General features: G+C 43.7%; 18 protein-coding genes. 12 read left to right on the top strand and 6 right to left on the bottom strand.

Annotated elements, in window-relative coordinates; translation table 11 throughout:
• The first annotated feature begins 4 nt into the window (after window positions 1–4).
• Both WC743_RS03370 and WC743_RS03365 read left to right on the top strand, forming a co-directional pair.
• The gene (locus WC743_RS03370) at window positions 5–1,747 is read left to right on the top strand and encodes a M14 family zinc carboxypeptidase (protein ID WP_373010367.1); all 1,743 of its coding nucleotides are present in this window, start codon (window positions 5–7) and stop codon (window positions 1,745–1,747) included.
• Window positions 1,744–2,349, top strand: a complete 606-nt coding sequence (locus WC743_RS03365) for a rhomboid family intramembrane serine protease (protein WP_373010366.1) — start codon at window positions 1,744–1,746, stop codon at window positions 2,347–2,349. Before WC743_RS03370 ends, WC743_RS03365 begins: the two co-directional genes overlap by 4 nt.
• Here WC743_RS03365 and WC743_RS03360 read toward each other — a convergent pair.
• Window positions 2,346–3,335, bottom strand: coding sequence for a hypothetical protein (locus tag WC743_RS03360; protein ID WP_373010364.1), 990 nt, complete (start codon window positions 3,333–3,335; stop codon window positions 2,346–2,348). The genes WC743_RS03365 and WC743_RS03360 overlap by 4 nt on opposite strands.
• Before the next feature lie 54 nt (window positions 3,336–3,389).
• Here WC743_RS03360 and WC743_RS03355 point away from each other — a divergent pair, with 54 nt between their 5' ends.
• Complete coding sequence (locus WC743_RS03355) at window positions 3,390–4,400, top strand: dipeptide epimerase (protein ID WP_373010363.1); 1,011 nt, start codon at window positions 3,390–3,392, stop codon at window positions 4,398–4,400.
• 465 nt (window positions 4,401–4,865) lie between these two features.
• Here the strand turns inward: WC743_RS03355 and WC743_RS03350 are convergent, their stop codons facing one another.
• From WC743_RS03350 to WC743_RS03330, 5 genes are all read right to left on the bottom strand, one after another.
• A complete protein-coding gene (locus WC743_RS03350) occupies window positions 4,866–5,243 on the bottom strand; it encodes a VOC family protein (RefSeq protein WP_373010362.1) in 378 nt (125 codons plus the stop codon).
• A gap of 73 nt (window positions 5,244–5,316) precedes the next feature.
• Window positions 5,317–6,129 carry a DUF6597 domain-containing transcriptional factor gene (locus WC743_RS03345; RefSeq protein WP_373010361.1) on the bottom strand — a complete coding sequence of 271 codons (813 nt, stop codon included), beginning with the start codon at window positions 6,127–6,129 and terminating at the stop codon, window positions 5,317–5,319.
• 31 nt (window positions 6,130–6,160) lie between these two features.
• On the bottom strand, window positions 6,161–6,523 hold the full coding sequence (locus WC743_RS03340; RefSeq protein ID WP_373010360.1) for an iron chaperone: 363 nt from the start codon (window positions 6,521–6,523) through the stop codon (window positions 6,161–6,163).
• A gap of 10 nt (window positions 6,524–6,533) precedes the next feature.
• The gene (locus tag WC743_RS03335; protein ID WP_373010359.1) at window positions 6,534–6,941 is read right to left on the bottom strand and encodes a VOC family protein; all 408 of its coding nucleotides are present in this window, start codon (window positions 6,939–6,941) and stop codon (window positions 6,534–6,536) included.
• 149 nt (window positions 6,942–7,090) lie between these two features.
• Window positions 7,091–7,756 (bottom strand): Type 1 glutamine amidotransferase-like domain-containing protein, encoded by a 666-nt coding sequence (locus tag WC743_RS03330; RefSeq protein WP_373010358.1) that lies wholly within the window; start codon window positions 7,754–7,756, stop codon window positions 7,091–7,093.
• Between the two features lie 1,015 nt (window positions 7,757–8,771).
• Here WC743_RS03330 and WC743_RS03325 point away from each other — a divergent pair.
• From WC743_RS03325 to gndA, 9 genes are all read left to right on the top strand, one after another.
• Complete coding sequence (locus tag WC743_RS03325) at window positions 8,772–11,102, top strand: glycoside hydrolase family 3 N-terminal domain-containing protein (protein WP_373010356.1); 2,331 nt, start codon at window positions 8,772–8,774, stop codon at window positions 11,100–11,102.
• Between the two features lie 169 nt (window positions 11,103–11,271).
• Complete coding sequence (locus WC743_RS03320) at window positions 11,272–12,807, top strand: carboxylesterase/lipase family protein (RefSeq protein ID WP_373010355.1); 1,536 nt, start codon at window positions 11,272–11,274, stop codon at window positions 12,805–12,807.
• A gap of 366 nt (window positions 12,808–13,173) precedes the next feature.
• Window positions 13,174–15,558, top strand: a complete 2,385-nt coding sequence (locus WC743_RS03315; RefSeq protein ID WP_373010354.1) for an alpha-L-rhamnosidase N-terminal domain-containing protein — start codon at window positions 13,174–13,176, stop codon at window positions 15,556–15,558.
• A 277-nt stretch (window positions 15,559–15,835) separates the two neighbouring features.
• On the top strand, window positions 15,836–16,591 hold the full coding sequence (locus WC743_RS03310) for an ROK family protein (protein ID WP_373010353.1): 756 nt from the start codon (window positions 15,836–15,838) through the stop codon (window positions 16,589–16,591).
• Between the two features lie 20 nt (window positions 16,592–16,611).
• A complete protein-coding gene (gene tkt, locus WC743_RS03305; protein ID WP_373010352.1) occupies window positions 16,612–18,618 on the top strand; it encodes a transketolase in 2,007 nt (668 codons plus the stop codon).
• An 81-nt stretch (window positions 18,619–18,699) separates the two neighbouring features.
• Window positions 18,700–19,407, top strand: a complete 708-nt coding sequence (rpiA, locus tag WC743_RS03300) for a ribose 5-phosphate isomerase A (RefSeq protein ID WP_373010351.1) — start codon at window positions 18,700–18,702, stop codon at window positions 19,405–19,407.
• A 93-nt stretch (window positions 19,408–19,500) separates the two neighbouring features.
• Entirely contained in the window at window positions 19,501–20,595 is a 1,095-nt protein-coding gene (tal, locus tag WC743_RS03295; RefSeq protein ID WP_373010350.1) for a transaldolase, read from the top strand.
• Window positions 20,596–20,603: 8 nt separating this feature from the next.
• Window positions 20,604–21,227 (top strand): HAD family hydrolase, encoded by a 624-nt coding sequence (locus WC743_RS03290; protein WP_373010349.1) that lies wholly within the window; start codon window positions 20,604–20,606, stop codon window positions 21,225–21,227.
• Window position 21,228: 1 nt separating this feature from the next.
• Complete coding sequence (gene gndA / locus WC743_RS03285) at window positions 21,229–22,662, top strand: NADP-dependent phosphogluconate dehydrogenase (protein ID WP_373010348.1); 1,434 nt, start codon at window positions 21,229–21,231, stop codon at window positions 22,660–22,662.
• Window positions 22,663–22,758 lie beyond the last annotated feature (96 nt).

The raw sequence follows: 22,758 nt of genomic DNA, 5'->3' as shown, positions 1-22,758 counted from the left end.
ACCCATGAAAAAATATCTTTTACTGTTTATTGCTTTTTTTTGCTGGATACAGGCAAATGCCCAGCTAACCCCATTTGAATTAAGTAAGGATAAAAATTACACCGCCACCTACGCAGAGGTAATGACCTATTACCAGGCTTTAGCCAGGCAGCAGCCGCAAATGAAGCTGTTTAACTATGGTTCTACAGATATTGGCAAGCCATTAACGCTGGTGGTGTTATCAAAAGATAAAGTGTTTGATCCGGAGTTGATAAAAAAGCAAAACAAACGGGTATTACTTATTAATAACGGGATCCATCCGGGCGAACCCGAAGGCATTGACGCCAGCATGATGCTGGCGCGCGATCTGTTGAAAAAGAACCAGTTGCCTAAAGATGTTGTCATCTGTTTTATTGCGGTTTATAATATTGATGGCAACAAGAACCGTGGGTTGTCCCGCGCAAACCAGAATGGCCCACGGGCCTATGGTTTTAGAGGTAACTACCGCAACCTTGACCTGAACCGCGATTTTATTAAGGCTGATAGCAAAAACGCTTTGGCATTCGCGCAGATCCTGAATACCTGGCAGCCCGAAGTTTTGCTGGATAACCACGTAAGCGATGGTGCCGACTACCAGTATGTGATGACACTGATAGAAACACAAAAGGATAAACAAAACCCTACATTGGCCAATTACACCAGTAAAACCATGACCGCCGATTTATATAAAGGCATGAAAAAAAGCGGCTATGAAATGATCCCTTATGGCGCAGGAGAGCAGGGGTTGCCAGATTCGGGCATTGTTAGCTTTATGGAAACACCAAGGTTTTCTACCGGCTTTGCGGCCCAGCATAATATTATCAGCTACATGACAGAAACGCATATGCTAAAACCGTTTGATAAACGCCTGTATGCCACCTACAACTTTATGCAGCAGCTAATAAATATTTGCCAGCGCGATGCTAAGCTATTGGGCGATATGAAAAAGAAGGTAGACGCAGAGGTTAGCGAGCAGAAAACCTACGCTTTAAGCTGGCAGGTAGATGAAAAAGTGGTAGATACCATCACCTTTAAAGGCTACGCCGCCGAATATAAAACCAGCGAAGTGAGCGGGTTAAAGCGTTTATACTATGATCGTAATAAACCGTACACTAAAACAATTAAATTTTTTAACACCTACAAAGCTACTGCTACTGCAGATAAACCTGTTGCCTATATTATTCCGCAGGCATGGGGAAAGGTTATTGACCTGTTTAAGTTAAATAGGGTTGCTATGAAAAGGCTTGGCCGTGATACTACATTAAGCCTGCAGATGTATTATATAGGTGATTACAAAACCGGCACACGACCATATGAGGGGCATTACCTGCATAGTAATGTGAAACTGAACCCGGTTGATGCAAAAGTTAAATTTTACGAAGGCGACTATGTGGTATATGTAAACCAGCCCATTAACCGTTACATAGTTGAAACGCTGGAGCCGCAGGGTGTTGATTCGTTTTTTGCCTGGAACTTTTTTGATTCGGTATTGGGGCAAAAAGAGTACTTCTCCGACTATGTTTTTGAAGATATAGCTGCTGACCTGTTAAAGAAAGACGCCGGACTAAGAAAAAAACTGGATGATGAAAAAACGGCTAACCCGCAATTGGCAAAAAGCGCGGCTGCTCAATTAAACTTTGTTTATCGTAATTCGCCTTATTTTGAAAAAACTTATCTGCGCTACCCGGTAGGCAGATTGTTAACCAATACTAAACTCGACCTTAAATGATGGAATATCTTTTGGTTGCCCCGGTGGCTTCCATAATATTTGTACTTACCCTGGCTACTTCTTTATGGGCCTTTAACGATGAAAACATTTACGCCCGGTTTATTTTAAATCCCTATGGCGTATCGCGGGGCGAGCGCGTTTATACTGTTATTACCAGCGGGCTGATCCATAAAGATTGGAACCACCTGCTGTTCAACATGCTCTCCTATTACTTTTTTGCTTTTCAGTTAGAGGCCAGATTGGGCCATTGGCAGTTTGGCTTGCTGTATGTTTTGAGCCTGATATTAAGTGATCTACCATCGATACAAAAGCATAAAGAAGATATCTGGTATAACAGCCTGGGTGCATCCGGCGCAATAAGCGCGGTAATATTCAGCTATATTATGTATGATCCGTTAGCCAGCCTGGGCATATTGTTTATCCCTATACCTATCCCCGCCTGGATCTTTGGTTTGTTGTATTTGGTTTACTGCCATTTTGCATCAAAACATGCCCGTGACAACGTAAACCATGATGCCCACTTGTTTGGCGCATTAAGCGGTATTATAATTACCATTGCGCTTAACCCACATATTGTGCATGAATTTATTATCAAGTTCTAATTAGGCAGTTCTATTGATTCAGCGGTTATTTTGTTGCCATCAGCATCAAATAAAAAGCTCATGGGTTTCTCGGGATTCTTAATTATTTCTAATAATAAAAAGCCCCAGTTTTTCCAGAAGTTTTCCAGCACTTGTCCGTAGGTTTTGTTCATCCAATCGTCAAACAAGGGCTTGCTGCTCATACCGCGTAAGGGCATGGCCTCAATATAGATCTCGTCTCCAACGGGTAAAATATTATACTCAGGCAGGCGGTTAAACAGGTAGTTTGAGTAAAATACCCGGCCAGAAAACTCCTCAAACTGTATAGGGTGCAGTGTATCTTCCTTTATCTTTTCAAATATCTCGCGATGATACATTGCATTGGCGCCGTTATCCTGCAGACAAATAACCAGTCCAAAATCTTTTATCCGCAAGGCGAATGTTTGGGTGTTTATTTCATCGCGGTAGCCAAATTCAGCCTCATTATTATCTACCTTAAATAAAAACAGGCTAAAGGGTTTAAAATCCTCAAAATGCAAAGGCAGGTTAATACTTTGCAGCATCATATGTAAATGGCTGAATTTGTGTATGATAGACTGCGATATATTAAACTCCTCGCCCTGTGCATGCATCATTCTGATGCCGGCCTGTATCTCGTTAAATATAATACCGTACAATAATTTAGCCGCCCATTGAAATAGTTTTACATCATCCAATGCCTTAATGCCTTCATAACCAGCGCTAAACGCATTGGCTACATCCTTTTCCAGAGGCTCCAAAAATTCATCATTAATAAACGCAGAGCAGGGGATTTTCAGATCTTTATAAGTGGCAATGGTTTCATCAAGCAGTTTAAAAGGCTGATCTTCCAGCTTATACATGCTCATGAGCCATTGGGGGAAGACCTGGATCTTTTCTTCTTCGCTGTTTAATGCCTGCCCGCTAAGGAAACATTGTTTGTTGCTAAAATTAAACTTCTCGAACGGGGAATAAATTTGTGCCGGCATGCCTGCAAAGATAAGCAGGAATTTAATTGTAAAACTTTAGCTTTGATATTTGACATGCAGCTTACTTATCAACCCTTCGAATTACAGTTAAAACACACCTTTACCATCGCTAAATTTTCGCGTACATCAACCCCGGTAATTTTGTTACAGGTTGAGCATGAGGGACATACCGGCTACGGCGAGGCGTCAATGGTGCCCTACATGGGCGAAAGCCACCAAACCGCAGTAGATTTTTTAAACCAGGTGGATGCCACGCAATTTAGATATCCGTTTGATTTTCCATCTATCATTCATTATCTGGATAGCATAGCTCCCGGGCAGCCGGCTATAAAAGCGGCTATTGATATTGCCCTGCATGACCTGGAAGGCAAATTAAATAACCAGTCCTGCTGGAAGATTTTTGGTAGCAACCCTGCTAAAATGCCCATAACCAGCTTTACCATAGGCATTGATACTAAGGAAGTTATCCTCCAAAAAGTAAAAGAAGCCGCGGGATTAAAAGTGATAAAAGTAAAACTAGGCAGGGATACCGATAAAGAACTGATACAGACCATAAGATCGGTTACCAATGTGCCGCTTTATGTGGATGCCAACCAGGGCTGGACAGACCGCAAGCAAAGTCTTGACATGGTGTACTGGCTTAAGGAACAAGGGGTTATGCTAATTGAGCAACCCATGTTGAAAACCGATATTGACGGTAATGCATGGTTAACCGAACATAGCCCTATCCCCATTATTGGCGATGAAGCCGTACAGCGTTTACCGGATGTTGCTGAGGCAGAGGGTGTTTACCACGGCATTAATATAAAACTCATGAAATCGGGAGGGATGCATGAGGCGCAACAGATGATAAACAAAGCCAAAGAGCTGGGTTTGAAGATATTAATAGGCTGTATGAGCGAAACCAGCTGTGCTACACTGGCCGCCGCCGCGCTGGCCCCGCAATGTGATTGGGCCGATTTGGATGGCCCCTTTCTTATCTCAAACAACCCTTACAAAATGCCCGCTTTTGAGGACGGTAAATGGGTGCTCAACAACCAGCCGGGGTTAGGTCTTTTGCTCTAAAAATCACTAAAAACTTCTAATTTTCACAAAAAACTGAGCGTTATTTTGCTTTTTTTGTTAAATTTCTCAAGGTAAAACTTGATGGGCTGATTTTCCGTGATTTTAATTTTCAACAACCGCCAGAAAAACGGATGGTCCGGAAAAATATAACTCAAAATTAAAAATCTGCCGACCCTTTAAAAATTTATGCCCGGACTACCGGACAGATTGAATTGCCGCAAAAAGGCCTGGTAATGAAAGTGCCTGGTTCCGGGCATGATCTGGTTACTACCATCATCAATGAATCTCCGGGGAAAAAGAATTTAAGCTGATAATACAAAACGCCGAACTAACACCCATGTATTGTTCGCCAATAAAAACGGATCGGCGCAAGGCATGGACATCAGTATTGATGCCGGAGAAACCCTGGTAATAAAATGGGGTTAAAATTAAAGCCTGTAGCTGTTTACAGGCTTTAGTTTTAAGCTAACTTTTTATTGATGTTATCCACCAGGTATTACCAAATGGGTCTATTACACCACAGGTTCTTCCATAATCCTGATCGCTCAATTCCATTACCGTGGTTGCACCGTTTTCAATAGCCAGGTGGTAGGTCTTATCGGCATCATCAACATAAATGAAAAGGTTGGCCGTTGCAATCCGCAAGTTATCAGAAGCATCGCAAAACATAATAGTGCTGCCGCTAATGTTTATTTCAGAATGCATGATCAGGTTTTCATTTTCGCGGTTCTTTTGCATAGCAACATCGGCATTAAAAACCGCTTCAGTAAAATTTATAAACCCTGCAGCATTTTGCAGCATCAGATAAGGCATTACGGCCTGGTGTACTTTTGGAATTTCCATTTTTAATTTTTTTAATTAAATAATACATCAAAATTAGATTGCCGGGCGCGGGCAAAATTGGAAAAATCCGACATCATTCAGCATCTTTCCATTCGGTAGCTTCGTTACCGCCAGAAAAATAGGTTTTAGGGTGATAGCCTGAAAATTCTTTAAAGTCATGAATAAAGTGCGATTGGTCATAATAACCGCACTCATAAGCAATATCGGTCAGTGATATATACTTATGTTGATATTTTTCAATTGCCGCCTGAAAACGGATGATCCGGGAGTATAATTTAGGGCTAAAACCTGCCAGCTCTTTAAAATTACGCTCGAACTGGCGGGTAGATAAAAAATGTTTTTGAGCAAGGCTGTCAACCGTAACAGTCCCTTTACTTTTAATAATATACTTTATAGCAGAAAAAACGGATGGCTGATATTTAGCCCCGTTGAGCTTCAATTCTAAAAATGCAGATAAGATTTGTACGCGTTCGGTATTTGTGGCTGCTAACATTACTCTTTCTTCAATGTCTTTGCCTTCCGGCCCCAACAAGGTAACCAAATCAACTTTTTGATTAGCTATAGCCAATGCCGGGATACCAAACAGCGCGGTTACTGCAAAGGGATAAAGATATAATCCAAAAATGCCAAAAGCTTCTGTTATTTGATGCCTGCTAAATTTTTGTGTGGGTCCGTCAACTCCGGCACTGTAAGACGTATCTGATAACCTGTCGGTTTGTAAAGTTGTAAACCGGCCTTTGTAATGAAAAAGCATCTCGCAACAACCATCTGCCATAGACCGATGAGTATAAGGCCGATCAGCAGAAACGCTATCATGCTCAAGCACCCAAAAAAAGCGTACATAAAGCGCTAATTGTTCAGAGGGCTTTATTGTATAGTAATTCATTCACTGCATGTTTACCCTATCAAATATATGTCTATTTCTTAACCTTAGCATCTTCCTCCAGCCTAAACTTAGTTATCCGGGCAATCAGGTCCAGGGGCATAGGCCGGCCCAGTGGGAACTGGACCGAGCCTTTTGCCCATTTGTAGCCGGAGATCTCTTCTTTAAACGCCGCAATAGCTGCCGCACCGGGGTAAAAGCCTATGTGTTTGGCATAGCCGGCAAAATATACCAGCACCCTGTTCACTTTAAACCCCGGCATATCATAACTGATCACTTCCCTTACCTGCGGAACTGCCTTTTTAATAACTTCCCGCACCTGTTCCATTACCTTCTGAACATCTGCAGGGAAAGCAGCTACGTATTCGTCAACATCTTTTGCTTTAACGGCATTCATAATTCCAATTTTAAGCTTTGCTATTGTCCATAAACAGCGCGTTCCAGCGGTGGCCGTCCGGGTCACTAAAAGCGCAGCCATACATCCAGCCTTGTATCTCTGCGGGTGGTGCAAAAAGATCGCCTCCGGCAGCCGTTACCTTTTTGGCAACCTCATCTACTTCTTCGCGGCTTTCGGCGCCAAAACTGAACAACACTTCGGTCGTTTTTGAAGTATCTGCCAGGCCGTTTTGAGCAAAGCTTTTAAATACATCCTCCTGAAAAAGCATCACAATAGTATTTTTTTCACTTACCGATATGGCGACAGAGGTATCCGTGCTACCGGGCCCGTCTTTAATGCCAAATCCAATGTTTTTAAAAAACTCTTTTGACCTGTTAATATCTTTAACCGGCAGGTTCATCCATAATTCCGTTGTCATTGTTATTAGTTTTAATGGTTAATGTTTTGATGATCAAAGATACTGTCATACCTATGTCCTCATAGGGTGTTAATGCGACCATTTAACGGGGCAATTCCGACACACTATTGTTCTAATTATCAAGACCAAACGCAATAGTATTAGTGATATTAGGGGGTAAACAGCTTCCAATGTCCCTCGGAGACAACTTCGATGGTGCCGTCTGTCATTTTAATGGCGGTCTGGTCGTCAATCGCATATGACGGTACTGGTATCGTAGCGGCCAGCTTTTCCAGGTTGGCCAGGGAATTCTTCGGAAACCACTCGTGATCCAAATGCGGATGTATTGCAATATCAACCAGTCCCAGCGATTTATCGCTTTCTGCCGGCAGTATATGGTTCCCGTAGGTTGTTCCAAAGCGGGTCATTATCATACTTCCGGCACTCAAGCCCACATATACCATCTTACGCAGCAGCGACGGCAAGAGATCTGCCAGTCCGGATTGCTGCATCCAGTAGCACAGATACTGGCAGTCGCCGCCGCCAACCAGCAAGGCGTCAGTCTCCTGAAGCATCGGCACCCAAAGCTCTTGTTTGATGCTGGGCAGAGCCGTTAGTTCCAGTACTCCCAGCGATTTCCAACCCAATTCGCAGAAAGGGTCACCTAATGATCCGCAAATTACCTTTCGTGCTATGTCAGCACCACCAGCTATGGCGTATATCGCGGTGGGGATGAAAAGGGCGCTTGCCTCCGCAACCGGTTTACCCAAAAGTTCAACCAGCGCGTTATGGATGCTCGTGTTACTGATGCCGGCGGAAGTGAGAAGAAGCTTCATAATTTCTTGGTTTGGCTATATCTGCTCCATGCCCGATAAGCCTGTTTCTTAGGTTTTAAATAACAAAGGTTAATTTAAAGTTGAAGGTAACTTAAAATATTAAGACAACACAAAGCACTGCAAGCGATCCGCCAAATGTTATGTGTAACCGCAAACGCCCTGAGCTCTGTTGAAAAAGCCTGACTCTGTCAGGAGTATAATTAAACAGACGGTCTCTGTTTTAATGCATCTACCCTGTTTAATTACCAGGGCAAACGCATTAAAATAAAACACAAGACATTGCTGTTTGACAGAAACCCTAAATTGTAATTTTTCTTAGTCCCAGCGGGCAATGTCATTATTTAAGGGATCTCGACCCCAGAGGGGTTAAAGCTTTGTAGACTAAAATCGAAATTATCTAATCCGTGCCATAGGTACGGAACCTTTGCGTTGCGTACCTACGGCACGCTAAAAGCGCTATTTATATTTCCTACAAAGCTTTTACTCCTAACGGAGTATTTTGCCTTTCCTTAAACTTAATGGCATTGGCCATCGGGACTTTTGGTGGGTGGAAACGGTCAAAAGAGGCACGAGGCGTTCCTATAGGAACGCTTGGTGAATTTTAAACAAACATGCTACCAACAAAATGTACCTGACGGCACATCAGAAAAAAAAGCTTAAAATACATTGCTGTTTGACAGAACCCTAAATTGTAATTTTCTTAGTCCCAGCGGGACTTTTGGTGGGTAGAAACGGTCAAAAAAAGCACGAGGCGTTCCTATAGGAACGCTTGGTGGGTTTAAACCAACATTCTACCAACAAAAATGTACCTGACGGCACATCAGAAAAAGAAAAAATGCGCTTAAAAATTTTTAATGCGTCTGCCCTATTTAATTGCTTAAGGGCTTGCTATTTAAAATAATAATATATAGTATTGTGTAAGAATGACACAAAGGTTCTCCGGTGGTCATTAAACCAATTATAATATCATAAGCTGCAAGGCTTGTGAACAAACCGCTTAAAGCATAAAGTGTTTATGAAAAAAAAGTATCTATTGCTAATGGCACTATTGCCTGCCGTAGTTTCGGCGCAAACAAAATGGACTGAAACCAAAACCGGTGACATTGTTTTTGTAACCAACAAAGGCGGGCAAAATCTGGGTTACTCCGCTACTTCGGGTGTTAAATTATTAACTGCCGATGGCCTGGCATTTAAGGATCTTAACAAGAATGGCAAATTGGATAAGTACGAAGACTGGCGCTTACCGGTTGATGTGCGCGCAAAAGACCTGGCCTCAAAAATGAGCATTGAGCAAATTGGCGGCCTGATGCTTTACAGCAGGCACCAATCTATCCCAACTATGCCGGGCGGCCCTTTTGCGGGTTTTTATAATGGTAAGCCGTTTAGCGAAAGTGGTGCAAATGCTTATGACCTTTCAGATCAGCAAAAGAAATTTTTAAAGGACGATAACGTACGCCATGTATTGATCACATCGGTACAAAGCCCGGAGGTTGCCGCAAAATGGAATAATAATGCACAAGCTTATGTAGAAGGCATTGGCCTGGGTATCCCTAACAATAACAGTTCAGATCCGCGCCATGGCACGGTTGCCAATGCGGAGTTTAATGCCGGTGCAGGAGGCAACATTTCTATGTGGCCGGGTTCTTTAGGGTTAGCAGCCACTTTTGACCCATCTGTTACCCAAAATTTTGGCCGTATAGCGGGCCAGGAGTACAGGGCTTTAGGTATTGCTACAGCATTATCCCCACAGGTTGATATTGCTACAGACCCACGCTGGAACCGTGTAAGCGGAACCTTTGGCGAAGACCCGCAACTGGCCGCCGATATGGCACGGGCTTATATTGATGGTTTCCAAACCTCAACAGGCACCAAAGAAATAGCCAATGGCTGGGGATATAATAGCGTTAACGCGATGGTAAAACATTGGCCGGGCGGCGGTGCCGGCGAAGGCGGCCGAGATGCGCATTACGGCTTTGGCAAATATGCGGTGTATCCGGGCAACAATTTCGAGCAGCATTTTATCCCTTTTACACAAGGCGCATTTAAATTAAGCGGCAAAACGGGCATGGCCGCCGCGGTGATGCCTTACTATACCATTAGCTATAATCAGGATAAAAAGAACCACGAGAATGTGGCCAATAATTACAATAAATACATCATTACCGACTTACTGCGCACCAAGTATAAATACGACGGCGTGGTTTGTACCGATTGGCTGGTAACCGGCGACGAAACCGTCATCAACAGCTTCCTGTCAGGTAAATCATGGGGGATGGAAAAAGCAACCATAGCCGAGCGCCACTATAAAATATTAATGGCCGGTGTTGATCAGTTTGGCGGTAATAATGATCTGGGCCCGGTTGTGGCGGCTTATCAAATGGGAGTAAAAGAGCACGGCGAGCCATTTATGCGCGCCCGGTTCGAGCAATCTGCTGTTAGGTTGTTAAGGGGCATTTTCCGCACAGGGTTGTTCGAGAACCCTTATCTTGATACCGAGGCAACAAAAACAACCGTTGGTAATGCCGAATTTATGGCAGCAGGTTACCAAACGCAGCTAAAATCTATAGTGATGTTAAAAAATAAAGGCAATGTATTGCCTTTGCAAACGGGTAAAACGGTTTATGTGCCTAAAAAATTCACTCCGGCAGGTAAAAATTTTCTGGGGATGCCGATCGCGGAAAAAACCGAATACCCGGTGAATATGGATATCGTAAAAAAATATTTTAAAGTGACCGAAAACCCGGATGAGGCCGACTATGCCCTGGTATTTATTGCCAGTCCTATAGGCCATGGTGGGTACGATGCCGACGATGCCAAAAATGGCGGTAATGGCTATTTACCGGTATCGTTACAATATGGCAAGTACATTGCAGAAACCGCACGTGCAACCAGCCTGGCAGGTGGTGACCCCTTAGAAAAATCGGCTAACAGGAGTTATAAAAACAAATCAGAAACATCAACCAATGTAACCGACCTGGCTATGGTAACCGATACCTATGCTAAAATGAAGGGCAAACCGGTTATTGTATCTGTTAACATTAATAACCCAATGGTTTTTGCCGAACTGGAAAAACAGGCCAATGCCATCATTGCAGATTTTGGAGTGCAGGGGCAGGCAAGTTTGGATATCCTTACCGGCAAGGCCGAGCCATCGGCATTATTGCCCCTGCAAATGCCTTTAGATATGAAAACGGTTGAGGCCCAGTTTGAAGATGTACCGCATGATATGAAATGCTACACCGATTCTGAAGGCCATGTTTATGACTTTGGTTATGGCTTAAACTGGAAAGGTATTATTAAAGATGCCCGCACAGTAAAATATAGCAAAGCCGTTGCAAAATTGTAAATTCGTTTAAACTTGAATTAAGAATTTCTTTAAAATGATATCGCGCAAAGACGCAGAGACGCAAAGAATTTATTTAGAAAACTGCGCCTTCGCGTCTTTGCATTATATCCAATATTTTTATTTTTTTCGTCAAATTCCTGTGTCTTCTTAAACCTTATAACCAATTATTATGAAACGTTTTCTCATCCTGCCACTTATCCTGTTATGTGCCTGTGCTATGGCGCAAACCGCTTTTAAAGTAGTTAAAACCGATGCCGGGCAAATTTCCGGAAGTGTGAATGGTGATGGATCGGTAAACATTTTTAAAGGGATCCCTTTTGCCGCGCCCCCGGTTGGCGATTTGCGATGGAAAGCGCCGCAGCCGGTAACGCCCTGGGCAAACGTAAAGGCATGTACCGAATTTGCCAAAAGCCCCATGCAGGGCAAACCAAATGAGTTTGGTGTTTATACCCGCGAGTTTTTGATAAAAGATGAACCGCTAAGCGAAGACTGCCTGTACCTTAACGTATGGACGGGCGCGAAAGCTCCAACCGAAAAAAGGCCTGTTATTGTATGGATCTATGGCGGCGGCTTTGTAAGCGGCGGCACCAATGTACCTATTTATGATGGCGAAGCACTGGCTAAAAAGGGTGTGATACTGGTGAGTGTTCCTTACCGGGTTGGTATTTTTGGTTTTTTCGCCCATCCGGAACTAACAACAGAATCGCCTAACCATTCGTCAGGTAATTATGGCTTGCTGGATTTGATAGCCGGGTTAAAATGGGTGCAAAAAAACATCGCGGCCTTTGGCGGCGACCCTAATAACGTGACCATCGCCGGGCAATCTGCGGGGTCAATGAATGTTAACTACCTGGTGGCATCACCGTTAAGTAAAGGATTATTTCAACGTGCCATTGCCGAAAGCGGCGCTCATATGTTACCCGGCCCGGGTAGCGGAACAACTTTAGCACAAGCAGAAAAAAGCGGCACTGAAGCAGCCAAGGTATTAAATGCCAATTCGTTGGCAGAGCTTAGGAAATTATCTGCAGATGATCTGTTAAAGCAAAATAGTTTCAGGCCAATTATTGATGGTTACTTTTTACAACAGGCGCCGCCCGAAGTTTTTGCTGCCAACAAAGAGAACCAGGTACCGCTTTTAACCGGCTGGAATGAAGATGACGCTTTTGTTGGGAAGTTAAAAAACGCGGCAGACTATAAAGCCGGTATGCAGAAAAGATATGGCGACAAAGCCGCTGAGGTTTTAAAATTATACCCCGCAGGCACTGATGCAGAAGCCGAAACCTCACAAATAAGAATATCGCGCGATATGATATTTGGCGTGCAAAATTACTGCTGGGTTAATGTACAGTCGGCAAAAAACAAAGCCAAAGTTTACCTGTACCGCTTTACCCGCAGGGTGCCCGCTACCGAAGACTTTAAAAAGTATGGCGCTTTCCACACCGGCGAGGTTGCCTACGTTTTCAACGATCTTAAATTCCTGAACCGCCCCTTTGAACCGGTAGACCAGCTACTGGCCGATACCATGTCAAGCTACTGGGTAAATTTTGCCAAAAACGGCAACCCAAACGGTAATGGCTTACCGGAATGGCCGGCATACAATACCACGGGCAATAAAGTAATGATCCTGGGCGAAAAGCCCGCCGCCACATCATTGCCTGATAAGGCGGCATTAGATTTTATGGTGAAAGATATGACGAAGCAATAAACTTCATTTTCTTTTGCTCTTCGCCCTTGTTGGTGTTGTCACCACGGGTGTTCGGAAGACTAAAAAGAAGCGGCGGGTTGTGCGATTCCCCTCTTGAGAGGGGTGGAGGGGTGTGTCCTTCGCGCGCGAAATACACACCCCTGCAGCCGCACTATCAACGCTCCCCCTCTCAAGAGGGGATTTTGTTAGCAATACCAATCTTCCGAACACCTTGATGCTACAGCATGACAGTGTACCGGGTCCTCCTGAGCTCGTCGAAGGATGTGCGCAATGGCCTTACCTGCAATGCTTTTGTCACGGGTAGCCGCGGCACCCGCTACTTATCATTACAAATTGTATCTTTAAAAATAAACCTGTAATATTTCCATGATGAGATTTTCAACTGCCCTGGCTGTTATGCTGTGTTTTGTTGTTTCAAAAACGGTGTTATCACAATCTATTGATCCTGCAATTTTAAATAAACAGTGGAAAGCGCAGTGGGTTTCCGTACCCAATGAACCCGCTAAAGATTATGGTGTATATCACTTCCGCAAAAGTTTCGAGCTAACAGATAAGCCGGCTAACTTTATCATCCATGTATCGGCAGATAACCGTTATAAACTATACGTAAACGAGCGCCTGGTATCATTAGGCCCCGCCCGCGGCGACCTGTATTACTGGAATTTTGAGACCATTGATATAGCGCCTTATTTATCGGCAGGCAAAAACACCGTAGCTGCCCTGGTTTGGAACGAAGGTGATGTTCGCCCGGAAGCGCAGATCTCAGAACGTACCGCATTTATTTTACAGGGCAATACCGAAAAAGAAGAAATCCTTAATACCAACAATACATGGAAATGCGCCCGCGATAAAGCCTATCGTCCGCTAACCGGGGTAGGCTATTCTACTTACTATGTTGCAGGCCCCGGCGAAATGGTAGATCTGCACCAAACCATAAAAGGCTGGCAGGCGGGTAATTTTGATGACAGCGCCTGGGCCAATGCGCTCAAAATAGACAGGGGTAACCCCAAAGGGATAACCAATGCTTTCGGCTGGATGCTGGTGCCTTCGTCATTGCCGCAAATGGAATTGACTGCGCAACGCTTTACAGCCGCAAGAATGGCAAAGGGGATTGATATACCTTCAACCTTCCCTGCAAGCCGTACCCCGATTACCATCCCTGCCAATACAACCGCTTCTTTACTGTTAGATCAGTCGTTTTTAACCAATGCCTATGTAACCCTTAATTTAAGCGGCGGCGATAAAGCGGGGGTATCATTAACCTATACCGAATCGCCGATGGTTAATGTAGGCAACACTTACCAGATAGTTAAGCCCAACCGCAACGAGGTTAACGGCTACAAATTTGTTGGCCGAAAAGACAGCATCACGGCAGATGGCACCACCAACCAAAGCTTTACCACACTGGCATTCCGCACGTTCAGATATGTACTGGTAAATATCACCACAAAAGAGCAGCCCCTGGTTATTGAAGATATTTACAACACTTTTACCGGTTATCCATTTAAACTAAACGCCAAATTGAAAGGCACCAATCCCGAGTTGCAGCAGATACTGGATATCGGCTGGCGCACCGCCCGCTCCTGCGCGACGGAAACTTATATGGATTGCCCTTATTACGAACAACTGCAATACATTGGCGATGGCAGGATCCAGGCCCTTATTTCCTACTACAACAGCGGCGATGACCGCCTTGCCCGCAACGCCCTGAACCAGATGGACCACTCGCGCCTGGCCGAGGGGATTACACTGAGCAGGCATCCGTCATATAGCCCACAGATCATCTCCACATTTTCGTTGTGGTATATCTCCATGCTGCATGATTATTGGATGTACCGGAATGATGCCGGCTTTGTTAAAGATAAAATGGATGGCATACGGCAGGTACTGGCATTCTTTAGCAAATATCAGCAGGCGGATGGTTCCCTGAAAAACCCGCCGTACTGGAAATTTGTAGATTGGGTTGATAAAAAAGGCTGGGATTTTGGCCAGCCGCCAAAAGATACAAATGGCAACTCGGCTATACTTGATATGCAATTGATGTGGACCTACCAGCAGGCCGCCGAAATGGAAGCAAAGATAGGTGTGCCCATGTACGCCCAAATGTACCGGGCCAAAGCAGCGCAGTTAAAGCTGGCTATCCAAAAAAAATACTGGGACGGCAGCAAACAACTGTATGCCGATACCCGGGATAAAACCACGTACTCGCAGCACGCCAATTCACTGGCTATTTTAAGCGGCATGGTAAGCGGGCCAAACCTGGCAGCTTTCAGTAAAAAGCTCGAAACAGATTCCAGCCTTGTAAAATGCACCATCTACTTTAAATATTACCTGCACCAGGCATTGGTAAAAGGCGGCCGGGGAAACCATTATATGAACTGGCTGGATGTATGGCGCAACAACATTAAAATGGGCCTCACTACCTGGGCAGAGATCTCTGACCTTGAACATAACCGCTCTGATTGCCACGCCTGGGGGGCCAGCCCAAATATTGAATTTTTCCGCACCGTACTGGGGATAGACAGCTATGCGCCCGGCTTTGCTAAAATAAAGGTAGAACCGCATTTAGGCGCTATGGAATCCGCATCGGGAGAGATCCCGCACCCTAACGGAACAGTAGCTGTAAATTATGCCAGGCAGGGCAATAAATGGATAATAGCCATCAGCTTACCTGCTAAAACCACGGGCGTTTTTATATGGCGGGGAAAAAGTTATCCTTTAAAAGGAGGGAAAAATGGATTAAGTATCTGAGTATTCACTTACATTTAAGGGTCAATTTGCCCACATTCGTTGCTAAAATGTCATAAAAAACGCTCAATCAATCTCGTAAAAACCTTTTTTAATGTAAACTGGTTACTATTGCACTATTAACGGTCAATATAAAATAACATCCGGCTTACAAATAGGTAATTCTTATAATGTTTATTTGGCGTTTAATATTATAGCTAAAATAATATCTATTTAATATTAAAAATGTGATATTTACACACTAAAACCTCTATATACGTTCAAAAATATATCGCCGGTCATGAAAACTACACCTACCCAACTAAAAATTCTTTCCATTGATATCGGTGGTTCAAGCATTAAGGCTACAATACTAAACAGCAACGGCGACCTTAAAATGGATTACAACAAAATTGTAACCCCATCACCCGCTAATCCTGATAATGTTATTAAAGCCATAAAAACCCTGGTAGAAAAATTTCCCGCATATGATAAGATATCGGTAGGTTTTCCGGGTTATGTACGTAATGGCGTAGTTAAAACCGCCCCAAACCTGGGCGATAGTTATTGGAAGGACGTTGATTTTCGCAAAAAGCTGGAAGAATCTTTAGGTAAAGACGCGCAGGTAGTAAATGATGCCGATATGCAGGGCTTAGGTGTAGTAAGCGGCAAGGGCCTTGAAATGGTAATAACACTGGGCACCGGTTTTGGCACCGCACTGTTAATGGATGGCCACCTGCTGCCGCATCTTGAAATTTCTCATCACCCGGTATCAAAGGGCCGCGATTATGATCAGTACATTGGCGACCAGGCACTGGAAAAAGTAGGTGAAAAACAATGGAACCGCCGGATGAAAAAGGTTTTTAATATCCTGAAGACGGTATTCAATTACGACTACCTGTATATAGGCGGCGGCAATTCAGACGTCCTGAATTTTAAGCTGGACAAAAACATGAAAATAGTAACCAATGCCGATGGCATTAAAGGCGGTGCAAAATTATGGAAGGAAGATAAACACCCCATTACACATACAGCAATGGCAACCCCAACCAAGTAATAACTTTCTTAATAAATACAATGGAGAAACAGAACAAAGAACTGGAAGAATTAGCAATAAATACCGTAAGGGTACTATCTGCAGATGCGGTACAAAAAGCAAATTCGGGCCACCCGGGCACAGCGATGGCACTGGCACCAATGGGCCACGTATTGTGGACTAAATTTTTAAACTATAACCCAAAAAACCCTGATTTTGTAAACCGTGACAGGTTTATCTTATCGGCAGGCCATGCTTGTATTTTACAGTACAACTTTTTGTATTTAACAGGTTATGACCTTTCTTTAGATGATATTAAACAATTCCGTCAGCTCCACAGCAAAACCGCAGGCCACCCCGAATATGGTTTGGCACCTGGTGTTGATGTAACAACCGGCCCCCTAGGGCAGGGTTTTGCAAATGGCGTTGGCTTTGCTATTGCCCAAAAACATTTAGCTGCACGTTATAATAAACCTGGTTTCGAGCTGTTTAACTACAATATTTACGCTATCACCAGCGATGGTGACATGATGGAAGGCGTAACCTCTGAGGCGGCTTCATTAGCAGGCCACCTGGAGTTAGGAAACCTGATCTATTTGTATGACGATAACCATATTTCCATTGAAGGCAGTACCGATATTGCTTTTAATGAAGATGTAAGCGCCCGTTTCAGAGCATACGGATGGCATGTGCAGGACCTGCCGGATGTTAATGATACACACGCTTTGGAATTAGCTTTGATAAACGCTAAAGCCGAAACACAAAAACCGTCATTGATCCGCGTACGTTCGCTTATCGCTTACGGTAGCCCTAATAAATCGGGCACCGCAGGTTCACACGGTTCTCCGCTTGGTGCTGATGAAATTAAACTGGTAAAAGAGTTCTTTGGCTTTGATCCGGAAAAATCATTTGAAGTACCTGCCGAAGTATTAAAATACTACAACGAAAAAGGTGCCCGTGGTATTAAAACAGAAGAAAAATGGAATGAGCTTTTTGCTAAATACAAAGAGAAATTCCCTGAATTAGCTGCCGAATACGAAGTAGCCCGCGATGGCGGATTACCTGAGGGCTGGGCTGCTAAGTTGCCGGCGTTTAAAGGTTCCGACCCTAAAATGGCAACCCGCCAGGCATCTGGTAAAGTATTGAACGCTATTGCTGCAAGCCTGCCAAACTTAATTGGCGGCGCTGCGGATCTTTCGCCATCAACAGAAACAAACCTTAAAGATTTTGATTCATTTACATCAGAAAACAGGGCTGGCCGTAACTTCCACTTTGGCATCCGCGAGCACGCTATGGGCTCGGCATTAAATGGTATGGCTTTAACAAAAGGCCTGCTGCCATTTGGCGCTACCTTCCTTATGTTCTCTGAATATATGCGCCCGCCTATCCGTTTGGCGGCCATTATGAAAATAAGCCCTATTTTTGTTTACACACATGATAGTATTGGCTTAGGCGAGGATGGTACAACCCACCAGCCTGTTGAGCAATTGGCTTCATTGCGTTCTATCCCTAACCTTACAATTATCCGCCCGGCCGATGCTAACGAAACTGCATTCGCATGGAAAGTGGCTATCGAGAAAAAAGGCGGCCCTACTGTATTGGTGTTCACCCGCCAGACATTGCCAATACTTGATCAGGATAAATATGGTAAGGCTTCCAACCTTGAAAAAGGCGCGTATATTTTATCTGAAGCAAGCAAAAATCCCGATCTGATATTAATGGCAACCGGTTCTGAAGTTGCCCTTATTATGCAGGCACAGGAAAAACTGGAAGCCGAAGGTATCTCAACCCGGGTGGTAAGTATGCCGTCATGGGAATTGTTTGAAAAACAGGATGCCGCTTATAAAGAATCGGTTTTCCCTAAAGCAAACCGTAAACGTTTGGCAGTTGAAATGGCATCACCAATGGGCTGGCATAAATACACTACCGATGAAGGCGATATGTTAGGCATGACCACCTTTGGTGAATCGGCCCCGGCAGAAGACCTTTACAAGTTTTTTGGCTTTACGGTTGATAACGTAGTTAAAAGAGCGAAAGCTTTGTTGTAAACAGATATAAGAGATAAGAATCAAGAGACAAAATTTTTCCTGTCTCTTGATTCCTGTATCTTGTTTCTTGACTCAATAAATATGAATTGGGGAAATAGTTTAATCAGTACGCTTGAATGGTCTGGCACCATTATTAACCAAAGCGGCAAGCAAAAAGTAGCGCTTGAAATTGCCGCGAAGGTAAAAGACGGCGATGTGCTTGGCGTGGGTTCCGGCTCAACAGTTTACCTGGCGCTTTTAGCTATAGCCGAAAGGATAAAAAACGAAAAATTAAACGTACTGGCTATCCCTACTTCGATAGAGATATCTATGTTTTGCAGTAAGTTGGGCATACCCTTAACCAGCCTGTTTGAACATAAACCCGACTGGCTATTTGATGGGGCCGATGAGGTTGACCCTAAAAAAAGCCTGATCAAAGGGCGGGGTGGGGCAATGTTTAAAGAAAAGCTATTGATGAGCAGCAGTCCGCTCAATTATATTATTATTGACGACTCTAAACTGGTTGATAAATTAGGCGTTAATTTCCCTATCCCAATTGAAGTATTCCCGCAAGCGTTACTGCATGCCGAAGAAGAACTAAAGAAGCTTGGCGCTAAAAGCATTGTACTAAGGCCGGCAGTTGGCAAGGATGGCCCCATAATTTCAGAGAATAATAATTTAATTTTAGATTGCCGCTTTAATGAGGTAAATGATAGCCTTGAAAGAGATATAAAATCAATTACCGGTGTTATTGAGAGCGGGCTTTTTATTGGATACAACCTGGAAATACTAATGGCGGCAAACAGTTAAACAACATTACACAACTATAGCAGAATTAGGATATTTAAGTTACATAACACAGTTAATTAATTAAGACCTTTACTATAATAAAGACAACGTATAATGGAAAATAAAGTAAAAAAAATACATGATTTTGGACAGAGCATTTGGTTAGATTTTATTGACCGCGAGATCATCGCATCAGGCAAATTAAAAAAACTGATTGACGAGGATGGCGTAAGAGGCGTAACCTCAAACCCCGCGATATTTGAAAAAGCCATAACCAGCAGTTCTGATTATGATGCAGATATAAAAACACTTGGCGAAACGGCTAAAACCACCGAGGAGCTTTTCTTTGGTTTAGCTATAAAAGATATCCAGGCTGCTGCCGATCTGTTTAGCGGCGTATACAACGAAGAAGTTAAAGGTGCCGATGGCTACGTAAGCCTTGAAGTATCTCCATTTTTAGCTTTAGATGCCGAAGGCACTGCCAAACAAGCTGAACTACTTTGGAAACAGGTTGACCGCGAAAACGTAATGATCAAAATTCCGGGTACTAAACCGGGTTTGCAAGCCATCCGCGAATCTATCGCCAAAGGCATCAACATCAACGTAACCTTACTTTTTAGTTTAGACCGTTATGAAGAAGTTACCGAAGCCTATATCTCTGGTTTAGAAGATCATTTAGCTGCAGGCCATAACATCGAACACATATCATCAGTGGCAAGTTTCTTTTTAAGCCGTATTGATGTTATTGTTGACCCGCTTTTGGAAGAAAAAGGCCAAAAAGATCTTGTAGGTCAGGTTGCTATCGCGTCGGCTAAAAAAGCTTACGAAATTTATAAAAGAGTATTCAGCACTGACCGTTGGAAAGCGTTAGCTGCTAAAGGTGCTAAGCCACAGCGTTTGTTATGGGCAAGTACCGGCAGTAAAAACCCTGCATTTAAAGATACCAAATACGTTGAAGCGCTTATTGGCCCTGATACTGTTGATACCGTTCCATTAGAAACTATTGATGCTTTCCGCGATCATGGTATTGCAGCAAATACTTTAGAAGATGGTTTAGAAGAAGCAACAGCTGCTTTAGCTAAGCTTAAAGAATTGGGTATTGACCTTGACCAGATAACCCAACAATTAGAAGACGAGGGTATTGATAAATTTAACAAGCCTTTCGAAAAATTGTTGAAAGCTATAGAAGATCAAAAAGTTAAAATATAATCCTGCTGATGAAAAAATCAGATTTGAAGATCCTGTTCTTTGATGTAGGTGGCATTTTGCTCACCAATGGCTGGGGGCACGAATCCCGGCATGAGGCGGCCAAAAAATTTGGCCTGGATGCAGAGGAGGTTAACGCCCTGCATAATTTCATTTTCAACGTATATGAAATTGGCAGCATCACCTTAGATGAATACCTTGATACGGTAATATTTAACCACCCGCGCGATTTTGTACGCGAGGATTTTAAGGAGTTCATCTACGCGCAGTCGGTTGAGTTACCTGATATGCTTGCCTGGTTAAAGGAGTGGAAAAAAAATTGCGGTTTTCGTATTATTTCCCTTAATAACGAGGGTAAAGAACTGAACGATTACCGCGTGCAAAAATTTAAGCTGCATGAGTGTTTTGATGCCTTTATCTCCTCCTGCGAAGTAAAAATGCGCAAGCCCGATCCGGGGATCTGGCAGCTGGCAATGGGTATAGCACAGGCATCGCCAAAGCAATGTGTTTATTTTGATGACAGGATAATGTTTGTGAAAACTGCCGAAAAACTGGGCATCCGCTCTTTTCAGCATGTGGATTTTGAGACAACAAAGAAAATACTAAACGATCTAAAGAAAGAAAATCTCACTTAATATGAGCGCAACAACAGATAAATATGCTTTCGGCATGATAGGCTTAGGCGTTATGGGCCGCAGCCTGCTATTAAACATGGCCGACCATGGTTATGCAGTGGCCGGGCATGATAAAGATGCCGGCAAAGTAGCATCATTAAATGAAGAAGGCGGCAGCCTGGCTGTTAAAGGCTTTGGCGACGCTAAAGAATTTATTAAAAGCCTAACCACGCCGCGTGCCATAATGATGCTGGTGCCCGCAGGTAAAATTGTAGATAGCGTTATTGAAGAACTGGTCCCGTTACTGGAAAAAGGCGATATTTTAATTGATGGCGGTAACTCGCACTTTACTGATACCAACCGCCGTGTTGAAGAGCTGGAGGCTATAGGCCTGCACTTTTTTGGTATGGGCGTATCTGGCGGTGAAGAAGGTGCGCGCCGTGGCCCAAGCATGATGCCGGGTGGCGATAAGGATGCCTACAATGTAATGAAGCCTATATTTGAAGCCATTGCCGCTAAAGTTAATGGCGAGCCTTGTGTAACCTATATTGGCCCGGGGGCGTCTGGCCATTTTGTTAAAATGGTACACAATGGTATTGAGTATGGCATAATGCAGTTACTGGCCGAGACCTATGAGATAATGAAGAAAGGCTTAAAGCTGGATAATGCTGCCATAGGTAAAATATTTGCCGATTGGAACAACGGCCGCCTGCAATCATTCCTGTTGGATATTACCAAAGATATTTTCAAGTTTAAAGCACCGGGTACCAACCATTTGCTTTTAGATGATATTAAAGATGAGGCCCGTGCAAAAGGTACCGGTAAGTGGACATCACAAAGCGCGATGGACCTGCAGGCACCTATCCCAACGGTAGATACCGCGGTTGCCATGCGCGATCTTTCTAAATACAAAGCCTTACGTACCAAAGCTGCCGCTATTTACAGCACCGATGACCACCAGGCAATTGAAGGCAATGTAGATGAGTTATTAACCGCTTTAGAGCAGGCCCTCTACTTCACCATGATCATTACCTACGCACAGGGTATGCACATGCTGTCAAACGCTTCTGCAGAGTATAAATACGAATTGAAGCTTGACGAGATTGCCAAGATCTGGAGGGGCGGCTGTATCATCCGTTCTAAATTCCTGGAGAATATTTATGGCGCGTACGGTAAAAATAAAAACCTTGAACATTTGCTTTTAGACAGCGATGTGGCAAACCTTGTTGAAGGTACATTACCGGGTATCCGTAAAATAGTTTCGGCGGCTGTTAATGCAGGGATCGCAGCACCTGCTTATGCTGCCTCGTTAAGTTATTTTGATGCATTCCGCAGCGAGCGCATGCCATCAAACTTAATACAGGCACAGCGTGACTACTTTGGAGCGCATACTTATGAGCTTATAGGTAAAGAAGGAACATTCCATACACAGTGGGCACCAGCTAACGAGGCTTAATAAAGAGATACAAGAAATCAGGAGGCAAGAACCGGGAGGCAACAATCAGGAAAAAATCTTATCTTGATTCTTGGCTCTTAGTTCTTGTTTCTAAAT

The sequence above is a fragment of the Mucilaginibacter sp. genome (assembly GCF_041660805.1).
In the GTDB taxonomy this organism is placed as follows: domain Bacteria; phylum Bacteroidota; class Bacteroidia; order Sphingobacteriales; family Sphingobacteriaceae; genus Mucilaginibacter.
This window is presented reverse-complemented; position numbering and strand designations above follow the sequence as displayed.